This window comes from Dactylosporangium sp. NPDC049525 (assembly GCF_040676755.1).
Lineage (GTDB): Bacteria > Actinomycetota > Actinomycetes > Mycobacteriales > Micromonosporaceae > Dactylosporangium.
This window is the reverse complement of sequence record NZ_JBFAPO010000023.1, coordinates 118,179-141,574: the sequence shown is the minus strand read 5'-3', so window position 1 is coordinate 141,574 and position 23,396 is coordinate 118,179. Positions and strand designations below refer to the sequence as shown.

The 23,396-nt window shown below is 74.0% G+C and carries 24 protein-coding genes; 13 read left to right on the top strand and 11 right to left on the bottom strand.

Going from position 1 to position 23,396, the window contains the following annotated elements; translation table 11 throughout:
* Positions 1 to 30: 30 nt before the first annotated feature.
* Entirely contained in the window at positions 31 to 1,254 is a 1,224-nt protein-coding gene (locus AB0K00_RS29735) for a hypothetical protein (RefSeq protein WP_363526621.1), read from the top strand.
* Positions 1,255 to 1,272: 18 nt separating this feature from the next.
* Here the strand turns inward: AB0K00_RS29735 and AB0K00_RS29730 are convergent, their stop codons facing one another.
* On the bottom strand, positions 1,273 to 1,464 hold the full coding sequence (locus AB0K00_RS29730; RefSeq protein ID WP_363526619.1) for a hypothetical protein: 192 nt from the start codon (positions 1,462 to 1,464) through the stop codon (positions 1,273 to 1,275).
* A 127-nt stretch (positions 1,465 to 1,591) separates the two neighbouring features.
* Between AB0K00_RS29730 and AB0K00_RS29725 the strand changes: the two genes are divergently transcribed.
* Positions 1,592 to 2,647 (top strand): histidine kinase, encoded by a 1,056-nt coding sequence (locus tag AB0K00_RS29725; RefSeq protein ID WP_363526616.1) that lies wholly within the window; start codon positions 1,592 to 1,594, stop codon positions 2,645 to 2,647.
* Positions 2,644 to 3,303 carry a response regulator transcription factor gene (locus tag AB0K00_RS29720; RefSeq protein WP_363526613.1) on the top strand — a complete coding sequence of 220 codons (660 nt, stop codon included), beginning with the start codon at positions 2,644 to 2,646 and terminating at the stop codon, positions 3,301 to 3,303. The genes AB0K00_RS29725 and AB0K00_RS29720 overlap by 4 nt, the downstream gene beginning before the upstream one ends.
* Here the strand turns inward: AB0K00_RS29720 and AB0K00_RS29715 are convergent.
* The 4 genes from AB0K00_RS29715 to AB0K00_RS29700 form a co-directional block, all read right to left on the bottom strand.
* Positions 3,300 to 4,274, bottom strand: coding sequence for a DUF1996 domain-containing protein (locus AB0K00_RS29715; RefSeq protein ID WP_363526610.1), 975 nt, complete (start codon positions 4,272 to 4,274; stop codon positions 3,300 to 3,302). The two genes, AB0K00_RS29720 and AB0K00_RS29715, sit on opposite strands and share 4 nt — an antisense overlap.
* Positions 4,275 to 4,342: 68 nt before the next feature.
* Positions 4,343 to 4,981: a response regulator transcription factor gene (locus AB0K00_RS29710; RefSeq protein WP_363526607.1), complete on the bottom strand. Its 639-nt coding sequence runs from the start codon at positions 4,979 to 4,981 to the stop codon at positions 4,343 to 4,345.
* A gap of 108 nt (positions 4,982 to 5,089) precedes the next feature.
* Positions 5,090 to 6,247 carry an ATP-binding protein gene (locus AB0K00_RS29705; RefSeq protein WP_363526604.1) on the bottom strand — a complete coding sequence of 386 codons (1,158 nt, stop codon included), beginning with the start codon at positions 6,245 to 6,247 and terminating at the stop codon, positions 5,090 to 5,092.
* Positions 6,247 to 6,873: a hypothetical protein gene (locus AB0K00_RS29700; RefSeq protein WP_363526601.1), complete on the bottom strand. Its 627-nt coding sequence runs from the start codon at positions 6,871 to 6,873 to the stop codon at positions 6,247 to 6,249. The genes AB0K00_RS29705 and AB0K00_RS29700 overlap by 1 nt, the downstream gene beginning before the upstream one ends.
* A gap of 188 nt (positions 6,874 to 7,061) precedes the next feature.
* Between AB0K00_RS29700 and argS the strand changes: the two genes are divergently transcribed.
* Both argS and AB0K00_RS29690 read left to right on the top strand, forming a co-directional pair.
* Positions 7,062 to 8,750: an arginine--tRNA ligase gene (gene argS, locus AB0K00_RS29695; RefSeq protein WP_363526598.1), complete on the top strand. Its 1,689-nt coding sequence runs from the start codon at positions 7,062 to 7,064 to the stop codon at positions 8,748 to 8,750.
* A 169-nt stretch (positions 8,751 to 8,919) separates the two neighbouring features.
* A complete protein-coding gene (locus AB0K00_RS29690; protein WP_363526594.1) occupies positions 8,920 to 10,119 on the top strand; it encodes a glycosyltransferase in 1,200 nt (399 codons plus the stop codon).
* Between the two features lie 41 nt (positions 10,120 to 10,160).
* Here the strand turns inward: AB0K00_RS29690 and AB0K00_RS29685 are convergent, their stop codons facing one another.
* The 3 genes from AB0K00_RS29685 to AB0K00_RS29675 form a co-directional block, all read right to left on the bottom strand.
* Positions 10,161 to 11,036 (bottom strand): glycosyltransferase family A protein, encoded by an 876-nt coding sequence (locus tag AB0K00_RS29685; RefSeq protein WP_363526592.1) that lies wholly within the window; start codon positions 11,034 to 11,036, stop codon positions 10,161 to 10,163.
* Positions 11,029 to 12,138, bottom strand: a complete 1,110-nt coding sequence (locus AB0K00_RS29680; RefSeq protein WP_363526589.1) for a glycosyltransferase family 2 protein — start codon at positions 12,136 to 12,138, stop codon at positions 11,029 to 11,031. The genes AB0K00_RS29685 and AB0K00_RS29680 overlap by 8 nt, the downstream gene beginning before the upstream one ends.
* Positions 12,139 to 12,241: 103 nt before the next feature.
* Positions 12,242 to 13,333, bottom strand: coding sequence for a glycosyltransferase (locus AB0K00_RS29675; RefSeq protein ID WP_363526586.1), 1,092 nt, complete (start codon positions 13,331 to 13,333; stop codon positions 12,242 to 12,244).
* Between the two features lie 197 nt (positions 13,334 to 13,530).
* Here AB0K00_RS29675 and AB0K00_RS29670 point away from each other — a divergent pair, with 197 nt between their 5' ends.
* From AB0K00_RS29670 to AB0K00_RS29640, 7 genes are all read left to right on the top strand, one after another.
* Positions 13,531 to 13,950, top strand: a complete 420-nt coding sequence (locus AB0K00_RS29670; protein WP_363526584.1) for a hypothetical protein — start codon at positions 13,531 to 13,533, stop codon at positions 13,948 to 13,950.
* A complete protein-coding gene (locus tag AB0K00_RS29665; RefSeq protein WP_363526581.1) occupies positions 13,950 to 15,095 on the top strand; it encodes a histidine kinase in 1,146 nt (381 codons plus the stop codon). The genes AB0K00_RS29670 and AB0K00_RS29665 overlap by 1 nt, the downstream gene beginning before the upstream one ends.
* Positions 15,092 to 15,697 carry a response regulator transcription factor gene (locus AB0K00_RS29660; protein WP_363526578.1) on the top strand — a complete coding sequence of 202 codons (606 nt, stop codon included), beginning with the start codon at positions 15,092 to 15,094 and terminating at the stop codon, positions 15,695 to 15,697. Before AB0K00_RS29665 ends, AB0K00_RS29660 begins: the two co-directional genes overlap by 4 nt.
* Before the next feature lie 270 nt (positions 15,698 to 15,967).
* Positions 15,968 to 17,380: a DUF1996 domain-containing protein gene (locus AB0K00_RS29655; RefSeq protein ID WP_363526576.1), complete on the top strand. Its 1,413-nt coding sequence runs from the start codon at positions 15,968 to 15,970 to the stop codon at positions 17,378 to 17,380.
* A gap of 85 nt (positions 17,381 to 17,465) precedes the next feature.
* Positions 17,466 to 18,626 carry a histidine kinase gene (locus tag AB0K00_RS29650; RefSeq protein WP_363526573.1) on the top strand — a complete coding sequence of 387 codons (1,161 nt, stop codon included), beginning with the start codon at positions 17,466 to 17,468 and terminating at the stop codon, positions 18,624 to 18,626.
* Positions 18,623 to 19,282 carry a response regulator transcription factor gene (locus AB0K00_RS29645; protein ID WP_363526570.1) on the top strand — a complete coding sequence of 220 codons (660 nt, stop codon included), beginning with the start codon at positions 18,623 to 18,625 and terminating at the stop codon, positions 19,280 to 19,282. The genes AB0K00_RS29650 and AB0K00_RS29645 overlap by 4 nt, the downstream gene beginning before the upstream one ends.
* Positions 19,264 to 19,956, top strand: a complete 693-nt coding sequence (locus AB0K00_RS29640) for a hypothetical protein (protein WP_363526567.1) — start codon at positions 19,264 to 19,266, stop codon at positions 19,954 to 19,956. Before AB0K00_RS29645 ends, AB0K00_RS29640 begins: the two co-directional genes overlap by 19 nt.
* A 29-nt stretch (positions 19,957 to 19,985) precedes the next feature.
* Here AB0K00_RS29640 and AB0K00_RS29635 read toward each other — a convergent pair whose 3' ends face one another.
* Both AB0K00_RS29635 and AB0K00_RS29630 read right to left on the bottom strand, forming a co-directional pair.
* A complete protein-coding gene (locus AB0K00_RS29635) occupies positions 19,986 to 21,368 on the bottom strand; it encodes a DUF1996 domain-containing protein (RefSeq protein ID WP_363526565.1) in 1,383 nt (460 codons plus the stop codon).
* A gap of 80 nt (positions 21,369 to 21,448) precedes the next feature.
* Positions 21,449 to 21,859 carry a MerR family transcriptional regulator gene (locus AB0K00_RS29630; protein WP_363526562.1) on the bottom strand — a complete coding sequence of 137 codons (411 nt, stop codon included), beginning with the start codon at positions 21,857 to 21,859 and terminating at the stop codon, positions 21,449 to 21,451.
* A 57-nt stretch (positions 21,860 to 21,916) separates the two neighbouring features.
* On the opposite strand from AB0K00_RS29630, the gene AB0K00_RS29625 reads away from it, so the two are divergent.
* Positions 21,917 to 22,759, top strand: coding sequence for an SDR family NAD(P)-dependent oxidoreductase (locus tag AB0K00_RS29625; protein WP_363526560.1), 843 nt, complete (start codon positions 21,917 to 21,919; stop codon positions 22,757 to 22,759).
* Here AB0K00_RS29625 and AB0K00_RS29620 read toward each other — a convergent pair.
* Positions 22,744 to 23,391 carry a response regulator transcription factor gene (locus AB0K00_RS29620; protein WP_363526557.1) on the bottom strand — a complete coding sequence of 216 codons (648 nt, stop codon included), beginning with the start codon at positions 23,389 to 23,391 and terminating at the stop codon, positions 22,744 to 22,746. The two genes, AB0K00_RS29625 and AB0K00_RS29620, sit on opposite strands and share 16 nt — an antisense overlap.
* Between the last annotated feature and the right edge of the window lie 5 nt (positions 23,392 to 23,396).

The following is a 23,396-nucleotide window of genomic DNA, read 5'->3' as shown; positions in this document are numbered from 1 at the left end:
ACCAGACTGTCAGCGGTCAACCTCGAAGGCATGCCACAGATTCACTTTCTCGACGTCACCAACCGTGACGGGGTGCAGACGGCTCGGACCGGGCTGTCGAAGTTCGGCAAGACGATGGTCAACTTCTACCTGGGGCGGCTCGGCGTCGCGCAGTCGGAGATCGGCTTCCCGTTTCTGTTCCACGAGGTGCCGTACGTGCGGGCGCAGACCGCCCTGCAGGCCGCCGGCGCGTTCGGTGACCTGCGGCTGTCAGGCTGGTGCCGGGCCGTGGCCGGCGACGTCGAGAAGGCCGCCCCGCTCGGGCTGCGGCACTACAACCTGTCGATCTCGACGTCGGATCAGATGCTGCGGGGCAAGTTCCGGGGCCGGCTGGACCGCGAGGCCGTCATCAAGGAAATGGTCGCCGCGGTACAGGCAGCGAAACAGGCCGGTGTCGAAACCGTCGGCGTGAACGCCGAGGACGGCTCGCGGACCGATGACAGCTTCCTCACCGAGTTTGCCCTCGCCGCGCGGGAGGCGGGCGCCGATCGGGTCCGGTACTGCGACACCATCGGCGGCGACACGCCCGGCCGGATCGGGGAGCGCTTCGCCGCCCTCGCCAGCGCGACGGGGATGCCGGTGGAGACGCACTGCCACAACGACCTCGGCATGGCCGTCGCCAACTCCCTGGCCGGCGCGTTCGGCGACCTGGCGGCCGGGCAGGACGCGTGGATCAACACGTGCGTCAACGGGATCGGCGAGCGCTCCGGCAACGCGGACCTGGTGAGCTGCATTTTGGCGCTGCAACACGGCTTCGGCGTGCCCGGGAACGCTCGCATCGGCGACCCGATCGACCTGACCTGGGCGCGGCGGTTCGCAGCATGGGCGTCGTACGCGTTCGGGCAGCCGCTGCCGCAGCACCAGCCCGGCGTCGGGGTCAACGCGTTCGCGCACGAGTCGGGCATCCACGCCGACGGTGCGTTGAAGGACCACCGCAACTACGAGCTGTACGACGAGGACGCCCTCGGCCCGTTCCCCGCCGACCGGCACACCGGCAAAGGACGGCTGGTGCTCACCGGCGAGTACGGCGGGATGGCCGGCTTCCGCCACGTCATGGACGACCTCGGCCTCGAGGTCAAGCGCGAGGAACTGACGTTCAAGCTGGTCCAGCTGTGCAACGCGGCGACAGGCCGGCCACTGACGGACGACGAGCTACGGCTGATCGCCACGTACCCGGACGAGCTCGCGCTGCTCTATCCGGGGTACACCAGCTAAAGCATCCGGGTACACCAGCTAAAGCATGCCGTGTTCGATGATCCAGTCGAGTGACGCGGTCTCCTCGTAGGAGAACTCCAGGGAGACGACCACGGCGAAGCGGCGGTCGATCTGATAGCCGGTGTACCGGTGGATGGCGCAGTCCATCCAGATCGGGATCCGCGACGCCGGGTTGGCGAGGACGGCATGCTTTCCGCAGCGATGCTCCATGGGCGGCAACGCTAACGACAGCACCGTGAATACATCAGCCTGCTGCCTGATACTCCATATGGTGTACGAGACGGTGCCTCCGCGCGGACGACGACCTGGCCCGCTGCCACGCCTAGCGTTCGACGGCATGACGAAGAAGCAGATGGTCGCCGCGTTCGCCGCGGTCACGTTCATCGCCGTGATCAGCGGCTCCGGGGACCGGCTCGCCGAGGGGTCGCTGCCCTTGGCCACCTGGCTGGCGATGCTGGTGTGGGCGCAGCTGCGGTGGCCGCTCACCGGCCTGGTCGCCGGGATCTGCAGCGTCGTGGCGATGCGGGTCGCCGACCTGACGACCGGTGGCTGGCTGTGGCCGGTGACGCTGCTGTACGTGTCGGTGGTCATCGGCCCGCGGCCGCGGCTGCGGCTGGTCGTCGGGATCGCGGCGATCCACGCCGTCGTGGCGTTCAACCTGGACTGGACGGTGCTGCAGCACAGCGCGAGCCGGGCGATCGCCGGCGTCGGCCCGGACGTGCTGTGGCTGACCGCCGCGCTCGCGGTCACCGTGGCGATCGGCAACTGGCGGCGCTGGACGCAGACCGCGTTCCAGCAGCAGCGCGCCGAGATCGAGCAGCAACGTACCGAGGAACGGCTGCGGGTCGCGAGGGAGGTGCACGACACGGTGGCGCACACCCTCGCGGTCGTCGGCGTGCACCTCAACGTGGCCGCGGACGCCCTGGACACCGCGCCGGACGAGGCCCGGGCCGCGCTGCGGCTGGCGCAGGACGTGCGGCGCAAGGCGATGGGCGACCTGTCCTCGCTCGTCGGCGTGCTCCGCGACGACCGGCACCCGACCGCCGAACCGCTCGACCTGGAGACGCTCGTGGCACAGGTCAGGGCCGCGGGGCTGGACGCGCGGCTGCACGTCGACGGTGCTGACGCCGCGCTGCCGGTACGCACCGCCGTCGGCCTCATCGTCCGGGAGGCGCTCACCAACACCGTGCGGCACGCCGCGGCGCGCAGCGTCACGGTCACCGTCCACTATGGACCGCTGACGGAGGTCACGGTCGCCGACGACGGCACGGGATCCCCCGCGCCGTTCGGGCACGGGCTGACCGGGATGCGGGAGCGGGTCGAGGCGCTCGGCGGTTCGCTCACGACGAACGGTGCCGGGGGCTTCGCCGTACACGCGACAATCCCGTCATGACCGTGCGCGTGTTGCTCGCCGACGACCAGGCGCTGGTCCGCGCCGGATTCAGCAGCCTGCTGCGCCGCACCCGGGACATCACCGTCGCCGGCGAGGCGTCCACCGGCGACGAGGCGGTCCGGGAGGCCCGGCGGCTGCGGCCCGACGTGGTGCTGATGGACATCCGGATGCCGGGCCTGGACGGGATCGCGGCGACCGGGCAGATCGTCGCCGACCGGGACCTCGCCGGCACCCGGGTCGTCATCCTCACCACGTTCGAGACGGACGAGCACGTGTTCGCGGCGCTGCGGGCCGGCGCGAGCGGCTTCCTCACCAAGGAGGTCGAGCCCGACGAGCTGCGCCGCGCGGTGCGGGTCGTGGCGGCGGGCGAGGCGCTGCTGTCGCCGAGCGTGACGGCCCGGGTGATCGGGCAGTTCGCACACCGCCCGGCCGCCGGGCCGTCACCGTCTCAGGGCCGGCTCGCCGTCCTGACCCCGCGGGAGGTCGAGGTGGTCCGCCTGGTCGCCGCCGGACTGTCCAACGACGAGATCGCGCGGGACCTGTTCATCAGTCCCCTGACCGCGAAGACCCACGTGACGCGGGCCATCGCGAAGGTCGGGGTGCGGGACCGGGTCCAGCTGGTCATCCTGGCTCATGCCGAAGGACTGGTGTCCTAAGGCTTGTGCTGGTCGATCCCGAAGCCGTTGCACTGGCGGCCACCGTTGATGCAGTGGGCCACGAGGGCCGCCTGGCGGGGTGCGTCCCAGCCGTTCATGAAGTCGTAGTGGAACGACGAGCCGTTGCCCGACGAGTACGCCAGGCCGGATGTGTTGCCGCCGGGCAGCTTGTACGGGACCTTCATCTCGAACATCGGCAGCGGCACCGGGTTCCCCGCCGGGCAGACCCCGCCGACCGGCCACACCACGTGCGACTTGTGATCGGCACTGTCCAGGCTCCGGCCGTCCCAGCAGCTCGGCGCCTGCATCCGCACGATCAGCGACGAGCCTGCGGGGCACGACGGCGGGATGGCCTTGCCGAGGTAGTCCCCGCAGTTCCAGGTGCCGCTGAACTGCGCCGAGTCCTGCAGCCGCATGTCGCCGACGATGAGCCGGAACCCGGCCGGGAACGGCTGCACCGTCCGGTAGTCCTTGACCCCGGACTTGTAGTAGATCGTGACCCTCTCCGGCTTCACGACGGCGCCGTTCTGGGTCAGGGTCGGGAACCAGTAGGACGACGCGTCGAGCGTGTCCTCGCACGAGGTCCTGCCGCGCAGGAGGCTCTGCGGCGTGGACGTCGCGTTCGAGGCCGGGTTGCCGACGAACGTGTGGTTGTGCGCGGCGCCCGCGAGCCCGGGGAAGACGATCGGGTCGTCGCTGAGCCGGTGCGTCTCGGTGCAGTTGGCGTGAAACTCGCGGTACTGCGCCTGCGGTGGCTTGTCGGTGAACGTCTTGACCGGCGACGCGGTCGCGGTCGGCACCGGCGACGACGAGGACGGCGCCGGGGCCGGTGACCCGGCGGGTGACGGGGCGGCGCTGGACGGCACGGCCGACGACGGCGCCGGTTGGGAGATCACGACCGGCCCCTGGTTCGGATCGCACGCGGCCAGGAACAGGCCGGCTGCCAGCAGGAAACCAAAGCGTCTGCGCACGGTTGCGGTGCCTTTCGAATCGATGGTGCCACCCACCGTGCGAACCTATGACCGCCCCGCCTCCGCGGTCATGAGTCGAAAGTCCCAGCGCTCCACCGGAGCATCGCCTCGGTGCGGCTGCCGACCTGGAGCTTGGCGAACGCGTTGTACAGGTGGTTCTTCACCGTCTTCTCGGTGAGCCGCAGCCGCTCGGCGATCGCCGCGTTGGACAGCCCGTCGCAGAGCAGGTCGAGCACGTCACGCTCGCGGTCCGTGAGGCCGAAGCGGTCCCGGGCCACGCGGCGGGAGCCCTGCTCGCGCAGCGCCGACGCGGCCACGGACGCGGCGACCGGCGACAGCCAGCCCTGCCCGGCGGCGACGGCGCGGACCGCGCGGAGCAGGTCCGGCGGGTCGAAGTGGCCGTGCACCAGGTAGCCGCGGGCGCCACCGCGCAGCATCGAGGCGATCACGTCGGGGCTGGCGTCGCTGGTGAGGGCGAGCACCGCGGTGTGCTGGGCCAGTTCGTCCACGATGGACAGTCCGTCGGCGATCGGCATGCGGTAGTCCAGCAGGGTCACGTCGGGGCGGTGCCGCAGCGCGAGGGTGAGCGCGTCGCGGCCGTTGCCGGCCTCCCCCACGACGCGCACGTCGTCGCTGAGGGCGAGGACGCCGCGCAACGACTCCCGCACGATCGGGTTGTCGTCGACGAGGAGCACGGACGTCGTCACGTCGTCACACCGGCACTGCGGCGGTGACGGCGACCTGCTGCACTTGCACCGTACCTCCCCCTACCAAATCGCCGACAATCCCGTATACCACCCGATCACCTATTGTATTCAGTCGACCTCCAAGGGGGTGACCGCCACGATCTCGGTGCCGCCGCCCGGCACCGCGGAGACCCGCAGGGAGCCGCCGACGTTGCGGGCCCGCTCGGCCATGCCGACGATGCCGAGGTGGCCGTCGGCCTGCAGGGCGGCCAGGTCCCGCGGCGTGAACCCGCGGCCGTCGTCGCGGACCCGCACCTCCAGGCGGCCGCCGGCGGCGCGGACCACGACGTCGACGCGGCCTGCGCCGGCGTGCCGGGCCACGTTCTGCAACGCCTCGGCAAGGATACGGAGCATCTCGTACCGGACCTCGACGCCGGGTTCGACCGGCTCCGCGTCGACACGGACCGGGATCCGCGCGCGGTCCGACCAGTCCCAGGCGGTGGCCCGCACGGTGTCGGCGAAGTCCCGGTCGAGCCGGTCGATGCGCAGCCCCTCGAGCAGCTCCCGGGCCTCCCGCGCGGCCGCCTCGGCGCCGCGGGAGACGGTGCCGGCGAGCTGCTCGGCGAGGGCCGGGTGGCGGCGCAGCGACTGCGGCAGCGCGAGCGCCGCGAAGGACACCCCACGCAGTGTCTTGGCGACCGAGTCGTGCAGCTCCCGGGCGAGGCGGGCACGTTCGGAGGCCGCGGCGGAGCGCTGCGCCGCGCCGATCACCTCGACGGCCAGGTCCAGGTGGCGTTGCAGGGCGGTGGTCGCGGCCGCCGCGCCGATCCCGGCGAGCACGCTGATCATCGGGAACGCGACGATGAACGCGGCCACGTCCGGCGGTGGGTCGTTGGCGCGCAGGACCGCGGCCGCGGCGGCGAACCCGAGCGACGCCTGACCCGCCCACAGCGGCAGCGCCCGCATGCCGAGCAGCGCGCCGCCGAGCGCGGCGGAGCCGGCCACGTAGCAGAAGAACGCCATCCCGCCCCGGCTGAGCAGCAGCACCGCGACGGCGACCGCGAGGTCCGCGGCGAGGGCCGGCCACGGGTGGCGGGTCACCGCCGGCCAGCGCGTCAGGACGCTCACCTCCGCGACGGTACCGGCGGCGACCGTCACGAGAACGGCGACGACCCGCCACCAGTCCTCGACGAGCAGCAGCCCCGCGGCCGCGGCGGTGGACGCGATCGCCGCCCTGCCGAGCAGCACCGCGCGGGCGATCGCGGCCGGGGCCGCCCGTGGGTCCATCAGCGCAGCTGCAGGTCGTCGACGAAGAAGCGGTACGCGTTGGGCAGCATGTCGGTTGCGACGACCAGGTCGATGCGGCGGACCGGCTGCCCGGGGGCGAGCTCGCGCAGGTCGAGATCGAACGGGGTCCACACGTCGACCGGGGCGGTCAGCACCACCGGTGCCGCGCCCGACGGCGCCGTCGTCGCGGACACCGTGACCCGCAGGACGGTGCCGTGGACCCGGCCGCCGTAGACGCGGAACGTGAGGCGGGTCGCGGTGACCGGCCCGGCGGCGACGAGGGCGACCGAGGCCGCCTTCTCCTTCGGCTCGACCCGCAGCGCGACCTGGTCGGTGCCGGGCACGACCCCGTTGGTGACCACCTTGACGCCGGTGCTCTGCACCGTCCACCCGGTGCCGACCGCGGCGCCGTAGACGCTGCACGACGGCCGGCTGCTGCCGCCGGTGCCGCACGGCGGCGCTCCCGGGCTCGGCGCAGGGCTGTCGACGGCCGGCGAGGCAGCAACAGAAGCAGACGGCGAAGCGACAGCGGACGGCGAAGAACGAGCAGCCGGCGGATCCTGGTCGCGGGGCAGCAGCAGCGGTGGCACACCGACCGTCACCAGGCCGATGGCGACCGCCAGCATGCTCAGCCTGGCCCGTCGCGAGAAGATGCGGCCGACCCTACTGGAATTCGGTTGCCGGCCGCCCCTGGTGTCCCGGTACCGTTGACGGACCATGACGGCGACGACGACTGCGGGTTCGCGACGACGACGGTGACCACACCGCCGTCCGTCCCTTCCTGCCCGCTCCGTCGTCACCTCTGGAGTCCACGATGGTTGTGCCGTCGTTCGCCGCCCTGCTCACCGACCGGTTCGTCGCGGCCCTGCCCGAGGGCGGCTTCGACCCGCAGATCCGCCTGTCGGAGCACGCCGACCTGCAGGCCGACGGCATCCTGGGCCACGCCCGGACGCTCGGCCGCAACCCCCGGCAGCTCGCCGCCGAGGTCGCCGGGCGGCTCGCCGGCGACGACCTGATCGCGGACCGGCAGGTGGCCGGGCCGGGGTTCGTCAACGTCACGCTGACCGGCGCCGCGCTGCTGGGCCGGGTCGCGGAGCGGCTCGCCGACCCGCGGCTCGGGGTGGGGCAGCCGCAGACCGGCGTGCGGACCGTGCTGGACTACTCGCATCCGAACGTGGCGAAGGAGATGCACGTCGGGCACCTGCGGTCGACGATCATCGGCGACGCCCTCGCCCGGGTCCTGACCCACCTCGGCGGCACCGTCGTGCGGCAGAACCACATCGGCGACTGGGGCACGCAATACGGGATGCTCATCCAGTACCTGGCGGAGCACCCGTCGGACACGTCGCCGTTGACCGTCCGGTACAAGACGGCCTATGCCCTCTTCCAGAGCGACCCGGCGTTCGCGGCACGCAGCCGGCGGCGGGTCGTGGCGTTGCAGGGCGGCGACCCGGAGAGCCTCGCCGCCTGGCGGGCGATGGTCGAGGAGTCGGCGCGCTACTTCTCCGACGTGTACGGCCGGCTCGACGTCCTGTTGACCCCCGCCGACATCGCCGGCGAGAGCAGCTACAACCCGATGCTGACCGGTGTCGCCGAGGACCTGGCGCGGCTCGGCGTGGCCCGGGTCAGCGACGGCGCCGTGTGCGTGTTCGCCGAGGACGACCCGGATGCGGCGCCGCTGATCGTGCGCAAGAGCGACGGCGGGTTCGGCTATCCGGCCACGGACCTGGCGGCGGTGCGGCACCGGGTCGCGGACCTGCACGCCGACCGGATCGTCTACGTCGTCGACGCGCGGCAGGCGCCGCATTTCCGGATGGTGTTCGACGCCGCGCGGCGGGCCGGCTGGCTGCCGCCGCGGGTCGAGACGGTGCACGCCGCGTTCGGGATGGTGCTGGGCGCGGACGGCCGGCCGTTCAAGACCCGGTCCGGTGACACGGCCCCGCTCGTCGGGCTGCTCACCGAGGCGGTCGAGCGGGCCACGGCGGTCGTCAAGGCGAAGAACCCGACGCTCGGGACGGCGGAGCTGGCGGAGCGGGGACGGGACGTCGGGATCGGCGCGGTGAAGTACGCCGACCTGTCGACCAGCCGGACCCGCGACTACCTGTACGACCCGGACCGGATGATGGCGCTGACCGGGAACACCGGCGTGTACCTGCAGTACGCGCACGCCCGGCTGCGGTCGATCCTGGCGAAGGCCGGCGACGTGCCGGCGGTGGTCACGACGGCGGACGTTGCCCTGCACGACACGGAGCGGGCGCTGATCCTGCGGCTGGACGGGTTCGGCGACGTGCTCGACGGCGTGGCCCGGCACTGCGAGCCGCACCGGCTGTGCACGTACCTCTACGACCTCGCGCAGGCGGTGACGGCCTTCTACGAGCGGTGCCAGGTGCTCAAGGCACCGCAGCCCGTGCGGGACAACCGGATCGCGCTGTGTGCCCTGACCGCACAGACCCTGGCGACCGGACTCGGCCTGCTCGGGATCGCCGCACCCGCCCGGCTGTGACGCATCGGCGCAGCCGGCCGGGTGTGACGCATCGCCGTAGCCGGCCGGCTGTGACGTATCGGCGCAGGTCAGGCCGTCCATGAACTCGTGATATCTCTGAAACCTACTGTTCACCGGAGAAAGCGTCGCTCAACCTGACAGACCGGGCAGGCCAGGTGATGATTTGCCGGTGACGAGCGAACTGCGGGTGATGTCGATCTATGAGGGATTCTTCTCGGGCGGCGCCCGTGTCCTGCACAGCGCCGTCGTGGCCGGGCTGCACACCGCCGGCGGCCATCGCCATTCGGTGCTGAGCATCCACGGTGCGATGCGCCGCGAGACCGTCCTGCAGCGCATGGAGGACGACGCCTGCTATCAGGGGCTGCGCGCCGCCGGCGTCGCGGTCAGCTCGCTCGGCCGGCGCGTCGGCGGGTCCGCCGGAGCCGCCCGCAGGACGTTCAGCGCCACCGAGGTCGCCACCGCGGCCGGGCACGCCGGGGACGCCGACATCGTGCTGACGCTCAAGGAGCAGCCGCTGCGGCTGGTCAACCGGCCCGAGTTCCCGCGCCGCCCGGTGATCGTGTGCCTGCACCGCTCCGACCCGGAGAACCAGGGCAGCGCCCTCGCGGACCTCAGGACCGCCGTCGCCGACGGCCGCATCGCCGCCGCGATCTGCTGCGCCGAGTCGACCCGCACCGCCTACGCGGCCGCCGGCATCCCCGCCGGGCTGCTGCGGGTCATCCCCAACGGGGTCGACCTGTCCCGCTTCCGGCCCGTGCCGGTCCGCCGCCGCGCCGCCGTGCGCCGGGCCGTGGGCGTGCCGGTGAAGGCGACGGTGGTGACGCTCGCCGCCCGGTACGACCCGATGAAGGACGTGCCACTGTTCCTGCGCTCGGCCCGGGCCTTCCTCATGCGTGACCCGTCCGGGCACGTCCTGCTGTGCGGCGCCGGCATGAGCACCGCCAACGCCGAGCTGTGCGGGCGGCTCACGGACGTCTTCGCCGGCGAGCCGCGCCTGCTGAGCCGGGTGCACCTGCTGGGCATCCGCCGCGACATGGAGGCCGTCTACGCCGCGTCCGACGTGGTCGCGCTGACGTCGGTCAGCGGTGAGGCGGCGCCGCTGTGCCTCATCGAGGGCGCCATGTGCGGCGCGGTCCCGGTCACCACCGACGTCGGCGACTCCGCCGACCTCGTCGCCGGCCACGGCCTGGTGACGAACCGCGACCCGGACGCGATCAGTGCCGCCTGGGCCGAGGCCGCGCAGCGGCGCGAGGAGTTCGGCCCGGCGCTGCTGCGCAGCCGGGAACGCTTCTCGCAGACGCGGATGATCGCCTCCTACGCGGCGCTCATCGAGCACGTGTACCGCGACGCCGGCCTGCGGGTCCGCTGACGCGGCTCCTCAGCCTGCGGGTCCGCTGACGCGGCGGCTCCTCAGTCGGAGTAGAGGGTCGCGCCGTTCAGCCGGTGCCGCACGACCTCGACGCACTGCCGCGGGGTGGCGTTGAGCCAGCCGAGCAGCGCGTACGCGAGCCGCCGGCGGCGCAGCTGGTCGGGGAACCGCAGCGCGACGTACTGCTCCCGGCGCAGGAAGCGGCGCTGCGAGACGGTGAGCCGGTCGCGGTACTTGTCGCGGTAGCCGGCCAGGCCCGACGCCCGCCCGGGCCCGCGGGACAGGTCGCCGCAGCCGGTGCGGTACTGCACGACCAGCCGCTCCGGCACCACCGCGTACCGCAGCCCGAGGTCGAGGGCCCGGACGAACAGGTCGAGGTCGTTGTTGACCGGCAGCGTGGCGTCGAACCCGCCGAGCCGCCGGAACGCCCCGGCGCGGACCACGAAGTTGCTGCCGGTGAGGCCGGGGTTGCGGTGCAGCCAGTCGTCGGGGCTGACGAGCGGCGGCAGCGAGCCGCCGGGCCGGCGGTGCCCGGCGCGGCAGCGCCACGTCCACGCCGCCACGAAGTCCACTGTGGACTGGTCGGGGCGGGTGAGCTCGGCGGCGCACCGGGCCAGGAACGTCGGGTGCCAGGTGTCGTCGTCGTCGAGGAACGCGAGCAGCGGCGTCTCGGCGAGCGCGGCGCCCAGGTTGCGGGAGGCGCCGGCGGTCGAGGACCAGGACCGCACGTACCGGATCCGGCCGTCGAACGCGTCCACGACCGGCCGGGCGGAGCCGGTGTCGTCCACGACGATCACCGACGCGGGCGGCGACGTCTGCGCGAGCACCGACCGCAGCGCCCGTGGCAGCAGCTCCGGCCGGTCGTGGGTGGGCACGACGCAGGTGACCGCCGGCCCGGACGGCGCCGCGTCAGGCACGGTCGGCTCCGACAAGCTCGGCGGCCGGCTCCGACGGGACAGAAACCGCGGCCGGAACCGCAGCCTGAACCGCAGCAGGGACCGCGGCGGCGGCGCCGCGCCACGGGCGGCCCAGGCGGTCGTCGCGGTGGCGGTCGGCGGCGCGGGCGGCCCGGTACAGCCGCACGTACAGCGCCGGGGCCAGCCGGATGAGCAGCACGCCCGCGGCGAGCGCCGGCTGCCGGTGCCGCAGCGCCGTCCAGGCGTCGCGTGGGCGCAGGTCGCGGCGGGCGGCGCCGACGGCCTCCCACGCGGCGACGGACAGCTCCCCCACCGACGAGCGGGCCGCGGCGCCCGCGACGGCGAGAGCGCCGGCGCGGAGGCGGAAGTGCAGCCGGGCGGCGGGTGACCCGGCGCCGGACAGGACGAACAGCGCCTCGTCGACGGCCGCGGCCCGGCCGGCGACCCGCGGGTCGAAGCCGGCAACGGGACGCCGGAGGTGGAAGTACGCGGGTCCGGCGACGTACGCGACGGTCCGCGCCCGCAGCAGCAGCCACGCCATCACGGCGACGTCCTCGTGCCGCGGGCCGAGCGGGAACGACAGCCCGTCCAGCAGGCCGCGGCGGATGAGCTTGTTCGTCACGCCCGCCCGGATCCGCCGGTACAGGAACTCCTCGACGGCCTGCGGGCCGGTCCACACGGCGCCGGTGGCGCGGCGGGGCAGCGGCGGGCCGGTGACGCCGTCCTCGGTCACCGGCACCGTGCCGGCGACGACGATGTCGGCGTCCGGCGCGGCCGAGGCGAGCGCGGCGAGGAGCCCGGGGTCGACCCAGTCGTCGCCGCCGACGAACCAGACGTAGTCGCCGGTGGCGGCGGCCAGGCCGGTGTTGCGGGCGGCGGACGGGCCGCGGGGCGCGTCGTGGCGCAGCACCCTGGCCGGGAACGGCGCGTCGCGCAGCAGCGGCTCCAGGACGGCGGACCCGCCGGTGGTGGCGTCGTCGACGACGATCAGCTCGACGGTGACACCGTCGGGGATCCGCGTGGCGAGCACCGAGCCGAGGGCCCGTCCGGCATGCCGGGCGGTGCGGTGGAGGGGCATGATGACGCTGACCGTGACGCTCACCGGCGGGTCACCTCCGTGGAGACGTGATGGCGGCACCGAAGGTGCTCCTGACCTGGCTCAACGATCCGCGCCGAAGCCGAGATGCGCGGTTCGCCGGAAATGTTCAACCGACCCTGCTCAGCGGCGGCGCCGGGATCGGGCCGAGGACCTGTGCATAGGCGTCGGCGAGGGCGGCCGCCTGGGCCTGCGGGGTGTGCCGGGCCGCGAACGCCTCCTGCAGCCGCGGCCGGCCCGGTCGGCCGGTGGCGAGCACCGTGCCGAGCTCGGCGGCGACGGCCTCGGCGGTGCCGAGGTCCGGGTCGAGGCCGAGGGAGTCCAGCGCCGGGATGCTGCGGGCGACGAGCGGCAGCCCGGACGCGGCCGCCTCGAGCAGCGACAGCGGGCAGCCCTCCCAGGCGGCGGTGTGCAGGTAGACGTCGGCGGCGGCGAGGTGGTGGCGCACCTCGGCGGGCGAGCGCCAGCCGGTCACCCGGACCCCGGCGGCGCGCAGCGCGGCCTCCCCGCGCGCGTCGCCGCCGCCGACCCAGGTCCAGGTGACGCCGGCGTGACCGGCGAGCAGGGCCTTGACCCGCAGGAGGAAGCCGGGGTCCTTCTGCGGGCCGACCCGGCCGACGGTGACGATCGACCCGTCCCGGCCGCGGCGATCCGGGCGGCGGTCGGGCCGGGCGGTGCGGGCCCTGGTGGTGTTGGGCACGACGACGGCGGGGATGCCCAGCTCCGCGGCGAGGTCCGCCTCGCGGGGGCTGACGCAGACGGCGAGGTCGGTGGAGGCGGCCACGGCCCGCTCGGCGGCGCGCAGCAGGCGCGAGGCGGACGGTGGCACGTCGGTGCGCTCGAAGCTGAAGCAGTGCGGCGTGAACAGGATCGCGGGCCCGGTCGCGGAGCGGACGCCCGCCGGGATCACCGTCCGCCCGACGAGCCCGGCCCAGGTCGAGTGCAGGTGCACGATGCGCGGCGCGACGGCGGGCAGCATCTCGCGCAGCGCCCGGGCGAGCCGGACCGGGCCGCCGCCGGCGTCCCGGCTGCCGGCGAACAGGTCCTCGTGCCGCACCGGCACGTCGCTGCCGGCGCGCCGCCGGAACAGCAGATGATGCTCGAACTGCGGGGTCGAGCGGACGAACTCGACGATCGCGCCGGCGGTGCCGCCGCCCATCGACTCGGTGACGTGCAGGATGCGCGGGGTCTCTCGCCGCATGTCTCGTCCCTTCCCGCTCGCGGTGCGGCGGACGGCCCACGGGGCGGACACGGAGGGCACCTCCACCTATACGGAACGTATCAGTCAAAACACCCTCAGTGAGCACATGCCGCACGTGTCACCCGGGCGAAACGCATGGGATTCCGATGACAGGACGCGGCTGCCCGGTGCCGCCGGAGTCCCGCACCGTCAAGGGCATGACTCGAACACTGCACCGGCCCGGCGTCATCGCCGGCGTCCTCCTCGGCGCCCTCGGCCTCGCCGACCTCGGCCCCTTCTCCCCCGGCGGGCCGGTCACCTGGATCCTGCCGCTCGCCGCCCTCGGCTACCTCGTCGCCGCGCACCTGCGCGGCGAGCCAGCCGCCGGGAGTGCCCGCCGGCCCGCCCGCCGCCGCCAGGTCGCCGGGGTCGCGCTCTTCACCGCCGTCGCGCTCGCCGCGCTGCTGCTGGACCCCGCCATCGGCCAGTACGTCCTCGCGGCCGGCTGGGTCGGCCACGCCGCCTGGGACTGGGCGCACCGCGACGGGTCGGTCGTGCCGCGCTGGTACGTCGACTTCTGCCTGCCGCTGGACCTGCTCGTCGCCGCCTCGCTCGTCGCCGCCGCTAGCATCGGTTGATGGCGATGCTCGCGACGGACCGGCGGCTGCGCCGGGCCAGGCTCGTCGCCCTGGCCTCGCTCGCCACCGGCGTCGGCGGCAGCCTCCTCGCTCCCGGGTGGCTGGTCCTGCGCGAAGGTCACCTGGTGCCGGTCGCACTCGCCGGGGTCCTCGCCTTCGCCGCCGGGCACGCGGCGGCGGTGCACGCGGCGCTCACCCCGTGGCTGCCGGAGTCGACCCGGTCGCGGCGGCTGCTGTGGTACCTGGTGACCGCCGCGCTGTCCGTGCCCCTGGTCGGCGTCCCCGCCGGCGCCGGTGCCTGGGCGTGGATCGGCGCCTCGATCGTCGGCACCGCGCCGCTGCTGGGCCACCGCGGCGCGGCCCTGCTCGCGACCCTCGGTCCCCTGGTCGCCGCCGGCGGCCTCGGCTGGTGGCACGCCCACGACCCGGCCGGGCCGGTGCTGCTCACCGCCGCCGTCGGCGCCGCCATCGCGCTCACGAGCTGGCTGCAGCTGTGGTTCTGGGGCCTGCTCGTCGAGCTCGACCAGGGCCGGGCCGCCCAGGCGTCCCTGGCCGCCACCGAGGAGCGGCTGCGCTTCGCCCGTGACGTGCACGACCTGCTCGGCCACAGCCTGACCGTCATCGCGCTGAAGGCGGAGCTCGCCGCCCGGCTCGCCCCCGTCGACGCCGGCCGCGCCGGGCAGGAGGCCGCCGAGGCGCAGCGCCTCGCCGCCGGCGCCATCACCGACGTCCACCGGGCCGTGCACGGCTACCGGGCCGTCGACCTGGCCGAACACCTCGCCGACATCAGCCGGCTGCTGCGCTCCTGCGGCATCGCCTGCACCGTCACCACGCGGGGCACGGTGCCGCCGGACCCCGCGGCGCAGCTCGCCGCCGTGCTGCGCGAGGCGACCACCAACGTGCTCCGGCACAGCCACGCGACCTGGTGCACGATCGACATCGACGCCGGCCCGTCCGGCGCCGCGCTGACCGTCACCAACGACGGCGCCGGCCCGTACCACAGCAGCGCCGGGGCACAAGAAACACCAGACACGCACGGCGGCGGTTACGGGCTGCGCGGGCTGGCGGAGCGCCTCGCCGGCGCCGGCGGCACCCTCACCCACCGGCACGACGGCGACCGGTTCGAGCTGCGGGCCACCGCGTGATCCGGGTCCTGCTCGCCGACGACGAGGAGTTGATCCTGGCCGCCCTCGCGGCCCTGCTCGGCCTGGAGCCGGACCTGGACGTGGTGGCGAGGGCCACCGACGGGCGGGCCGCGCTCGACGCGGCCCTCGCGCACCGGCCCGACGTCGCCGTCGTCGACCTGCAGCTGCCGGCCCTCGACGGCCTGCAGGTCACCGCCGAGCTGGCCCGCGCGCTCCCGGCGTGCGCCGTGGTCATCCTCACCGGCCGGGGCAGGCCGGCCCACCCGAGCCGGGCGCTCACCGCCGGCGCGAAGGGCTTCCTGGTGAAGGGCGCGCCGGGCGGCGCCCTCGCCGACGTGATCCGCCGGGTGCACGGCGGCGGGCGGTACGTCGACCCGGCGCTCGCCGCGGACGCCCTCGCCGCGCCGCCGTGCCCGCTGACCCCGCGCGAGCTGGAGGTGCTCCGGCTCGCCGAGCACGGCACCCCGGCCGCGGTGATCGCCCGCCGGACCCAGCTGTCGCCGGGCACCGTGCGCAACTATTTGGCCGCGGCGACCCAGAAGCTGGGGGTGGCGTCGCGGGCCGAGGCGTACCTGCTCGCCCACCGCCACGGCTGGCTCTGAGGGACCCCCGGACAAGAGCATCTGGAGAGCGCTCTCCATTCTCGCCTTAAGTTCCGCTGAGGTACGCCGGAAATATCCGGATTCGCACCGGCAGGACGACGCCACGTATTGACGGACCGGCTATGCGGGCGCAACATTTGGGAGAGCGCTCTCCAACGGGCGCTTCCCGCCACTGGTTCCTCGCCGGCACCGGCGACGCGCGTGACCGCCTCACGACGTCGTGCACCACCACGGTCCGGTGACGGCGCCCGCCCACACCCTGGGAGCTCCATGAGTACAAGACGGCTCAGAAGAATCCTGACCCCCATCGGAGTCACCACCGCGGTGGTCGCATCGATGCTCGTCGGCGCGATCCAGCTCACCTCCGCCGACGCCGCCGCGCCCACCCTGCTCTCGCTCAACAAGCCGGCCCTCGCGTCCTCGCAGGAACTCGGCGAGTCGCCGGCCGCCGGCGCGTTCGACAACAACCCCGGCACCCGCTGGGGCAGCCAGTGGAGCGACCCGCAGTGGCTGCGCGTCGACCTCGGCGCCACCGCGACCATCTCCCAGGTCGTCCTGCAGTGGGAGAACGCGTACGGCAAGTCCTTCCAGATCCAGACCTCGCCGGACGGCAACGCCTGGACGAGCATCTACAGCACCACCACCGGCACCGGCGGCACGCAGACGCTCAACGTCAACGGCACCGGCCGCTACGTGCGGATGTACGGCACCCAGCGCGGCACCGGCTACGGCTACTCGCTGTGGGAGTTCAAGGTCTACGGCACGTCGACCGGCACCCCGCCGGCGACCGACGGCCCCGGCTGGGTCATGGCACCGAACCCGGTCACCGGCGTGACCCCGTCGACGGCGACCCCGCCGGCGACGAACCCGCCGACGACCCACCACGAGTTCCAGGCGAACTGCTCGGTGAGCCGCAGCAACCTCCCCGACGACCCGATCGTCTTCTTCGGGCTGCCGGGCGCCTCGCACTCGCACACCTTCATGGGCAACACCACCACCAACGCGAACACGACCCTGTCGTCGCTGCAGGCCGGTGGCACCGCCTGCATCACGCCGGGCGACAAGACCGCGTACTGGATGCCGACCCTGCTCAACAACGGCGTCGCCGTGCAGCCGGTCGACCGCCAGGTCATCTACTACAAGAGCGGCGTGCTCGACTGGCGCAGCGTCCGGCCGTTCCCGCCGGGCCTGCGGTACGTCGTGGGCAGCCCGTCCTCCACGCTCGACCAGTTCAGGACCCACCCCGGTGCGGTCGAGGGCTTCGAGTGCGGTGACCTGACCCGGCAGTGGGACATCCCCGCGAACTGCACCCCGGGCAGCCAGCTCAACGTCCGGTTCCAGGCCCCCGGCTGCTGGGACGGCATCCACCTGGACTCACCGGACCACAAGGCGCACATGGCCTACGCGGTCGTCGGGGTCTGCCCGTCGTCGCACCCGGTCGCCATCCCGATGATCGAGTTCAAGATGGCGTGGCCGGTCAGCGGCAACATGTCCGGCGTGCAGTTCTCCAGCGGCCGTGGCTACACGTTCCACTACGACGTGTACAACGCGTGGGACGTGCCGACCCTGGCCGCGCTGACCACCCACTGCATCAACGGTGGTCTGCAGTGCAACCCGCGCGGGTACGACCAGTACAAGCCGGACCGCGGCGCGGCGCTCAACGAGAACTACGTCCTGCCGTAACCGACCGTCGGCGCCCCGTCCGATCCTGGGCGGGGCGCCGACTGCTGTCTATGTGACCAGCTCCGGAACGCGTAGAGTCCCGGCCGTGAGGCAGCATGTCGACAGGGTGGTGGCACCGGCCGCCCTCGGACGTGCGGTGCTGCTCGGCCGGGCGGCCGCCACGCTGACCGCCGGCGCCGTCGGGCTGCGGCTGGTCGCCGACCCCCGCCCGCTGCTGGCCGCCCTCGCGGTCGTCGCCGTGACCACCGCCGCCGGGCTGGCCGTGCTGTCGCGCCACCCGCACGTCGCCCGCCACCCGGTGCCGGTCCTCGCCGCCGACACCGCGGCCGTGCTCGGCGTCCTCGCCCTCGACGGCGGCGGGGTCACCTTCTACTGCTGCGCCGTCGGCGCGTCCGCGCTCGCCGGGGTCCTCGCCGGGATGTGGGCGCTGCTGCCCGCGGCGGCGCACACCGCGCTCGGCTACACCGTCGCCGCGGCCGTCCTGCCGGCCGGCGCCGACCCGAGGCTCGCCGGGTTCGTGCTGACGTTCCCGATCGCCTGCGTCCTGGCCGCGGCCGGCGCGGCCGTCGCGACCGCGGCGCTGGGCCGCTACGTCGAGCTGTCCGTGCGGGTGGTCGCCTCCGCCCAGCGCACCGCCGCCGCCTCCGAACGCGCCCGCCTCGCCCGCGAGCTGCACGACTCGGTCACCAAGACACTGCGCGGGGTGTCCTTCGCCGCCCTCGCGCTGCCGCAGTCACTGCGCCGCCACCCGGCCCTCGCCGAGCAACTCGCCGGCACCGTCTCCCGCGGCGCCGAGGCCGCCGCGCAGGAGGCCCGCGAGCTCGTCGACGGGCTGCGCCTGGACACCCTCGACGGCGACTTCGCCGACACGGTGCAGGCCATCTGCCGGCAGTGGTCGCAGTCGTACGGGATCCCGGTGCGCCTGGCCACGACGCCGGTGGACCCGCCGGTCGCGGTGCGGTACGAGCTGGCGCGGATCCTGCAGGAGGCGCTGCACAACGTCGCCCAGCACGCCGCGGCCGGCCGCACCACCGTCAGCCTGCAGCGAGGCGGGCGGCACCTGCTGCTGCGCATCCACGACGACGGGCGGGGGTTCGGGCTGCCCGCCGATCTGGCGTCGCTGCGCGCCGCCCAGCACTTCGGGCTCATCGGCATGTACGAGCGGGCCGCCACCGTCGACGGCAGCCTGCATGTCGCGTCCGCGCCGGGTCGCGGCACGACCGTCGAAGTGACGGTGCCGGCGTGACCGGGGACATGGTCGAGGTCCTGGTGGTCGACGACAACCCGATCGTGCGGGCGGCGCTGCGCGGGTACCTCGACGGCGTCGACGGCGTGCGGGTCGTCGCCGAGGCCGCGGACGGTCACGAGGCCGTCGCCCAGGCCCGCGTCCTCCGGCCGGACGTGACGCTGCTGGACCACCGGATGCCGGTCGCCGACGGGCTGTCGGCGCTCGGTGAGCTGAGCCGGCTCAGCCGGGTCCTGGTCATCACCAGCGACGCCGGCCCGGAGCTCATCGGCCGGATGCTGCGCGGCGGCGCCCGCGGCTACCTCGTCCACGGCGCGTTCGACCCGGACGAGCTGCGCCGGGCGGTCCTCGCCGTCGCCGCCGGGCACGGCTGGCTGTCGCCGGTCGCGGCGGCCGTCGCCACGGCGACCGTGCGCGCGCAGGCGTCCAGGGAGGACCTCGCCGGGCGGCAGGAGGAGACCCTGGCCCGGTTCCGGCTGACCCGCCGCGAGCGGGACGTCCTCGACCTGCTCGCGGAGGGCCTGTCCAACGCGGCGATCGCGCACCGCCTGCTGCTGACGGAGAAGACGGTGAAGAACCACCTGCAGCACGTCTTCGCCAAGCTCGGGGTCCACGGCCGTATGGAGGCCGTCCTGCTGTGGACCGGCCGCCGGTGACCACCGCGTCCACTGTGGACCGCGACGGCCGGGAGTGGCCGCGGCGGCTCGGCTGGGCGGCCCTCGCCGTGGCGGTCGGCGCGACAGCGACGTTCGTGCCGCCGCTGGTCCTGCCGGACGGTCGCGGCCTCCCGCCGGCCGCGACCGCCTCAACACCCCCGCCGGCAACCCTGCCGACCGGCACCACGACGGCACCGGTCCCGACGGCACCGGCCTCGGCGCTGCCACGCACCTCGGCGCCGCCGTCCCCCACAGCAAGGCGCACCCCGTCCGGCACTCCGTCCGGCACGCTGGGGTTCGCCGCGATCAGCCTGCACGCGGCCGACGAGGCCAACCTGCGCAACGGCGCCCGCGTCATCGACTGCCCCACCTGCGACGGCGGCAGCCGGGTCGGCTACATCGGCGGGCCGAACACCCTGGCGATCCGGGTCGCGGACGTCCCGGCCGCCGGCGAGCGGACCCTGACCGTCACGTACGAGACGGCGGAGACCCGCACGTTGCGCGTCGCGGTGAACGACGGCCCCGTGCACACCCTCACGCTCAGCGGCGCCGGCGACTGGCTCATCCCGGCGACCGTGTCGCTGCGGGTCCACCTGCCGGCCGGCACGAGCTGGGTCCGGTTCTTCAACGACGCCGGACCGGCCCCCGACGTCAACCGCATCGAGCTGCGCTGACGTGGTCGACGTCGGGGACCGGTCTCAGGTCAGAACGTCCCGGCGGTGTTGCACTTCGCCTTCTGGACGATGCAGTTCTTCACCCGGTGCCCCTGCGCCGCGTTGTCCCAGGCGAAGAACGAATCACCGTGGAACGACGAGGCCATCCCCGACGACAGCGTGAAGCCGTCGACGGAGCCGGGCGTGGGGTACGCGATGACGAACGACACCGACGGGATCGCCACCGGGAACGCGCCGGAGCACTTCCCGTCGTACGTGTAGGCGACGTGCCCCTTGTGCGTCGGGCTGTCCAGGTGGGTGCCGTCCCAGCAGTCCTGGAACACCAGCTGGAACAGCAGCGAGGCGCCGGGCGCGCACCGCGGCCAGTTCCCGTCGGCGCTGCGGCCGATCTCGCCGCCGGGTCCGGCGCAGTAGAACTGGTTGACGGTCCCGGCCGGGGTCGGCGCCTGCAGCTTCGCGTCGCCGGCGATCATCCGGAATCCCTGCGGGAACGGCACGGTCTTGCTGGAGTCGGTCAGCCGCGAGCCGTAGTAGACGACGACGGCCTTCGGCTCGACCGCCACGCCGCGCTCGTACAGCGTCGGCACCCAGTACGCGGACAGGTCCGGCGCCGGCGCGCAGCTGGTGCCGGCGTTGGCCAGGAGCGTGTCGGCGGTGCTGTTCGCGTCGGTGCTGCGGTTGCCGATGAAGCTGTGCATGTGCGACGCGCCGGGCAGGCCGGGGAAGACGATCGGGTCGTCCTTGCGGGAGTGGCTGTAGGTGCACGACGCGTTGAACTCCGGGACCCGCACGGCGTTGGCGGGCGCGGGGTCCATGGGCATCGCGTTGAACGCGGCGAGCTGCGCGTTCCACTTCGCCTGGTCGACGTTCACCCAGCCGGTGCCCGACGGGGTTGCTGACGGCGTGGCGGACGGGGTACCGCTGCCGCCGCCGGTGAACGAGAACCAGTTGATGTTCACGAAGTCGGCGCCGCCCGGGCTGCGCAGCACCGCGAACACCTGTTGCGGGCCGGCGGTCGCGTGGGTGCCGGTCGCGGACAGCGTCGTCCACGCCTGCCAGCCACCGGTGGCCGCGATCGGGAACTGGGCGAGCAGCGGCCCGGTCAGCGACCCGGTCCGCAGCTCGACGGTGCCGTTGCCGGCGGCGGACGCGACCCGCGCGGCGGCGGTGAGCGTCCCGGCGGCGCCGAGGTCGACGCCGTCGAACCGCATCCAGTCGCCGTTGGCGAGGTACGCGACGTTCTGCCCACCGCCGGTGTCGACGGTGGTTTCGACCTGGACGCCGGACTGCGCGGCGAACGCCTCGGCTTGGACGGTCACGGGGGTGGCCGCGTCGGCCCAGTTGACCGCGGTGACCGTGACGCCGGCGAGCACGACGGCAAGGATGCCGGCCGCGCGCCTGATTCTGGACATGGGGATCCTCCTGGCGGGAAAGGGGATTGACCGATTTCCACGCTAGGAGCCGGGCCGGGCCGGCACCTGAGGCCAAGTGCTCAGGCCGGGGGCCCAATTCCCGTCCACAGGCCGGCCGCGGTGCCGGCGTCGACGTGCTGCTCGTAGGTGGCGACCTTCCCCGCGATCAGTTCCAGGCAGTCGTGCAGTTCGGCCACCTGCCGCTCCACCCGGCACTGGTGCGCCCGCAGCAGCTCGAGGCGCTCCTTCTCGTTGCCGGGCCCGCTTCGCACCAGCGCCGCGAACCGCCGGATCGACTCCAGGGGCATGCCGGAGGCCCGGAACTTCGTGCACACCTCGAGCCAGTCGAGGTCGGCCTGGCCGTAGACGCGCCGGCCGGTCGCGGTGCGACGGACCTCGGTGGTGAAGAGCCCTTCCCGCTCGTACAGGCGCAGCGTGTGCACGCTCAGGCCGGTGCGCCCGGCGACCTGGCCGATGCTGAGCTCCTCCATGGCGGCCAGGGTAGCGCCGTTGACCTAGACCACGGTCTAGGAAATAGCGTCCGCGGCATGACACATCCCACCGCCGACGACGTCCTGCGCGGCGTCGACCTGACTGGCCGGACCGCGATCGTCACCGGCGGCACGTCGGGCCTCGGCCTGGAAACCTCCCTGGCCCTCGCCCGCGCCGGCGCCACGGTCGTCGCCGCCACCCGCAACCCCGTCGCTGTCCCGGGTCTCGCGGTGGCCCGGCTCGACCTCGCCGACCTGGACCAGGTGCGCGACTTCGCCGCCGGGTTCGACACCGTCGACATCCTGATCGCCAACGCCGGCATCATGGCGTGCCCGCTCACCCGCGTCGGGCCGGGCTGGGAGGCGCAGTTCGCGGTCAACCACCTCGGGCACTTCGCGCTCGTGCACCACCTGTGGCCGGCCCTGTGGCGCGGGCGGGACGCCAGGGTCGTCGTCGTGTCCTCCAACGCCGTGCCGGACGCCCCGATCCGCTGGGACGACCCGCACTTCACCACCGGTTACGACAAGTGGCAGGCATACGGACAGTCGAAGGCAGCCAACGCCCTCTTCGCAGCCCACCTGGACGTGTTGGGTCAGGCGGCCGGGGTACGGGCAAGCTCCACGCACCCGGGCGCGATCCTCACTCCACTGCAGCGGCACCTGACCCGGGACGAGATGCTCGCCGCCGGCTGGATCGACGAGGCCGGGCAGGCCGCGCCGTATTTCAAGACCCCGGCGCAGGGCGCGGCGACGCAGGTGTGGGCGGCGACGAACGAGGCCGCCGCCGGCCGGCACTGCAACGACTGCGCCGTCACGCCGTTCCGCCCGTCCCCGGCCGACGCCGTGCGGCTGTGGGAGCTGTCCGCCGCGATGACGGGTCTCTCCTACGCCCTCAAATAGGTCAGGACGGCGAGGACCCGGCGGTGGCCGTCGTCTGGGCCCGGCAGGTCGAGCTTGGCGAAGATGTTGCCGATGTGCTTGGCCACGGCGGCGTCCCCGACGAGCAGCGCGCGGGCGATCCACGCGTTGGAACGCCCCTCCGCCATCAGCCCCAGCACCTCCCGTTCGCGGGGCGTGAGCCGCGCGAGGGGATCCGCGGCGCGCTGCCGCGTCAGCAGCTGCCGCACCACGTCGGGGTCGATGACGGTCTCCCCCGCGGCGACCCGCGCGACCGCGTCGGCGAACTCGGCGATGTCACCGACCCGGTCCTTCAGCAGGTAGCCGACCCCGGCCCGCCCGGCCGGCGCGAGCAGCTCCGCGGCGTAGGCGGTCGCGGTGTACTGCGACAGCACCAGCACCGCCGGCGGCGGGTCCGCGGCGCGCAGCGCGATCGCCGCCCGGAGCCCTTCGTCGGTGTGGGTCGGCGGCATCCGCACGTCGGTGATGACGAGATCGGGGCGGTGCTCGGCGGCGGCGGTGAGGAGCGCGTCGGCGTCCCCGACGGCCGCGGCGACGGTGTGCCCGAACCGCTCCAGCAGGCTCGCCAGGCCCTCCCGCAGCAGGACGGCGTCGTCGGCGAGCACGATCTTCATGCCGG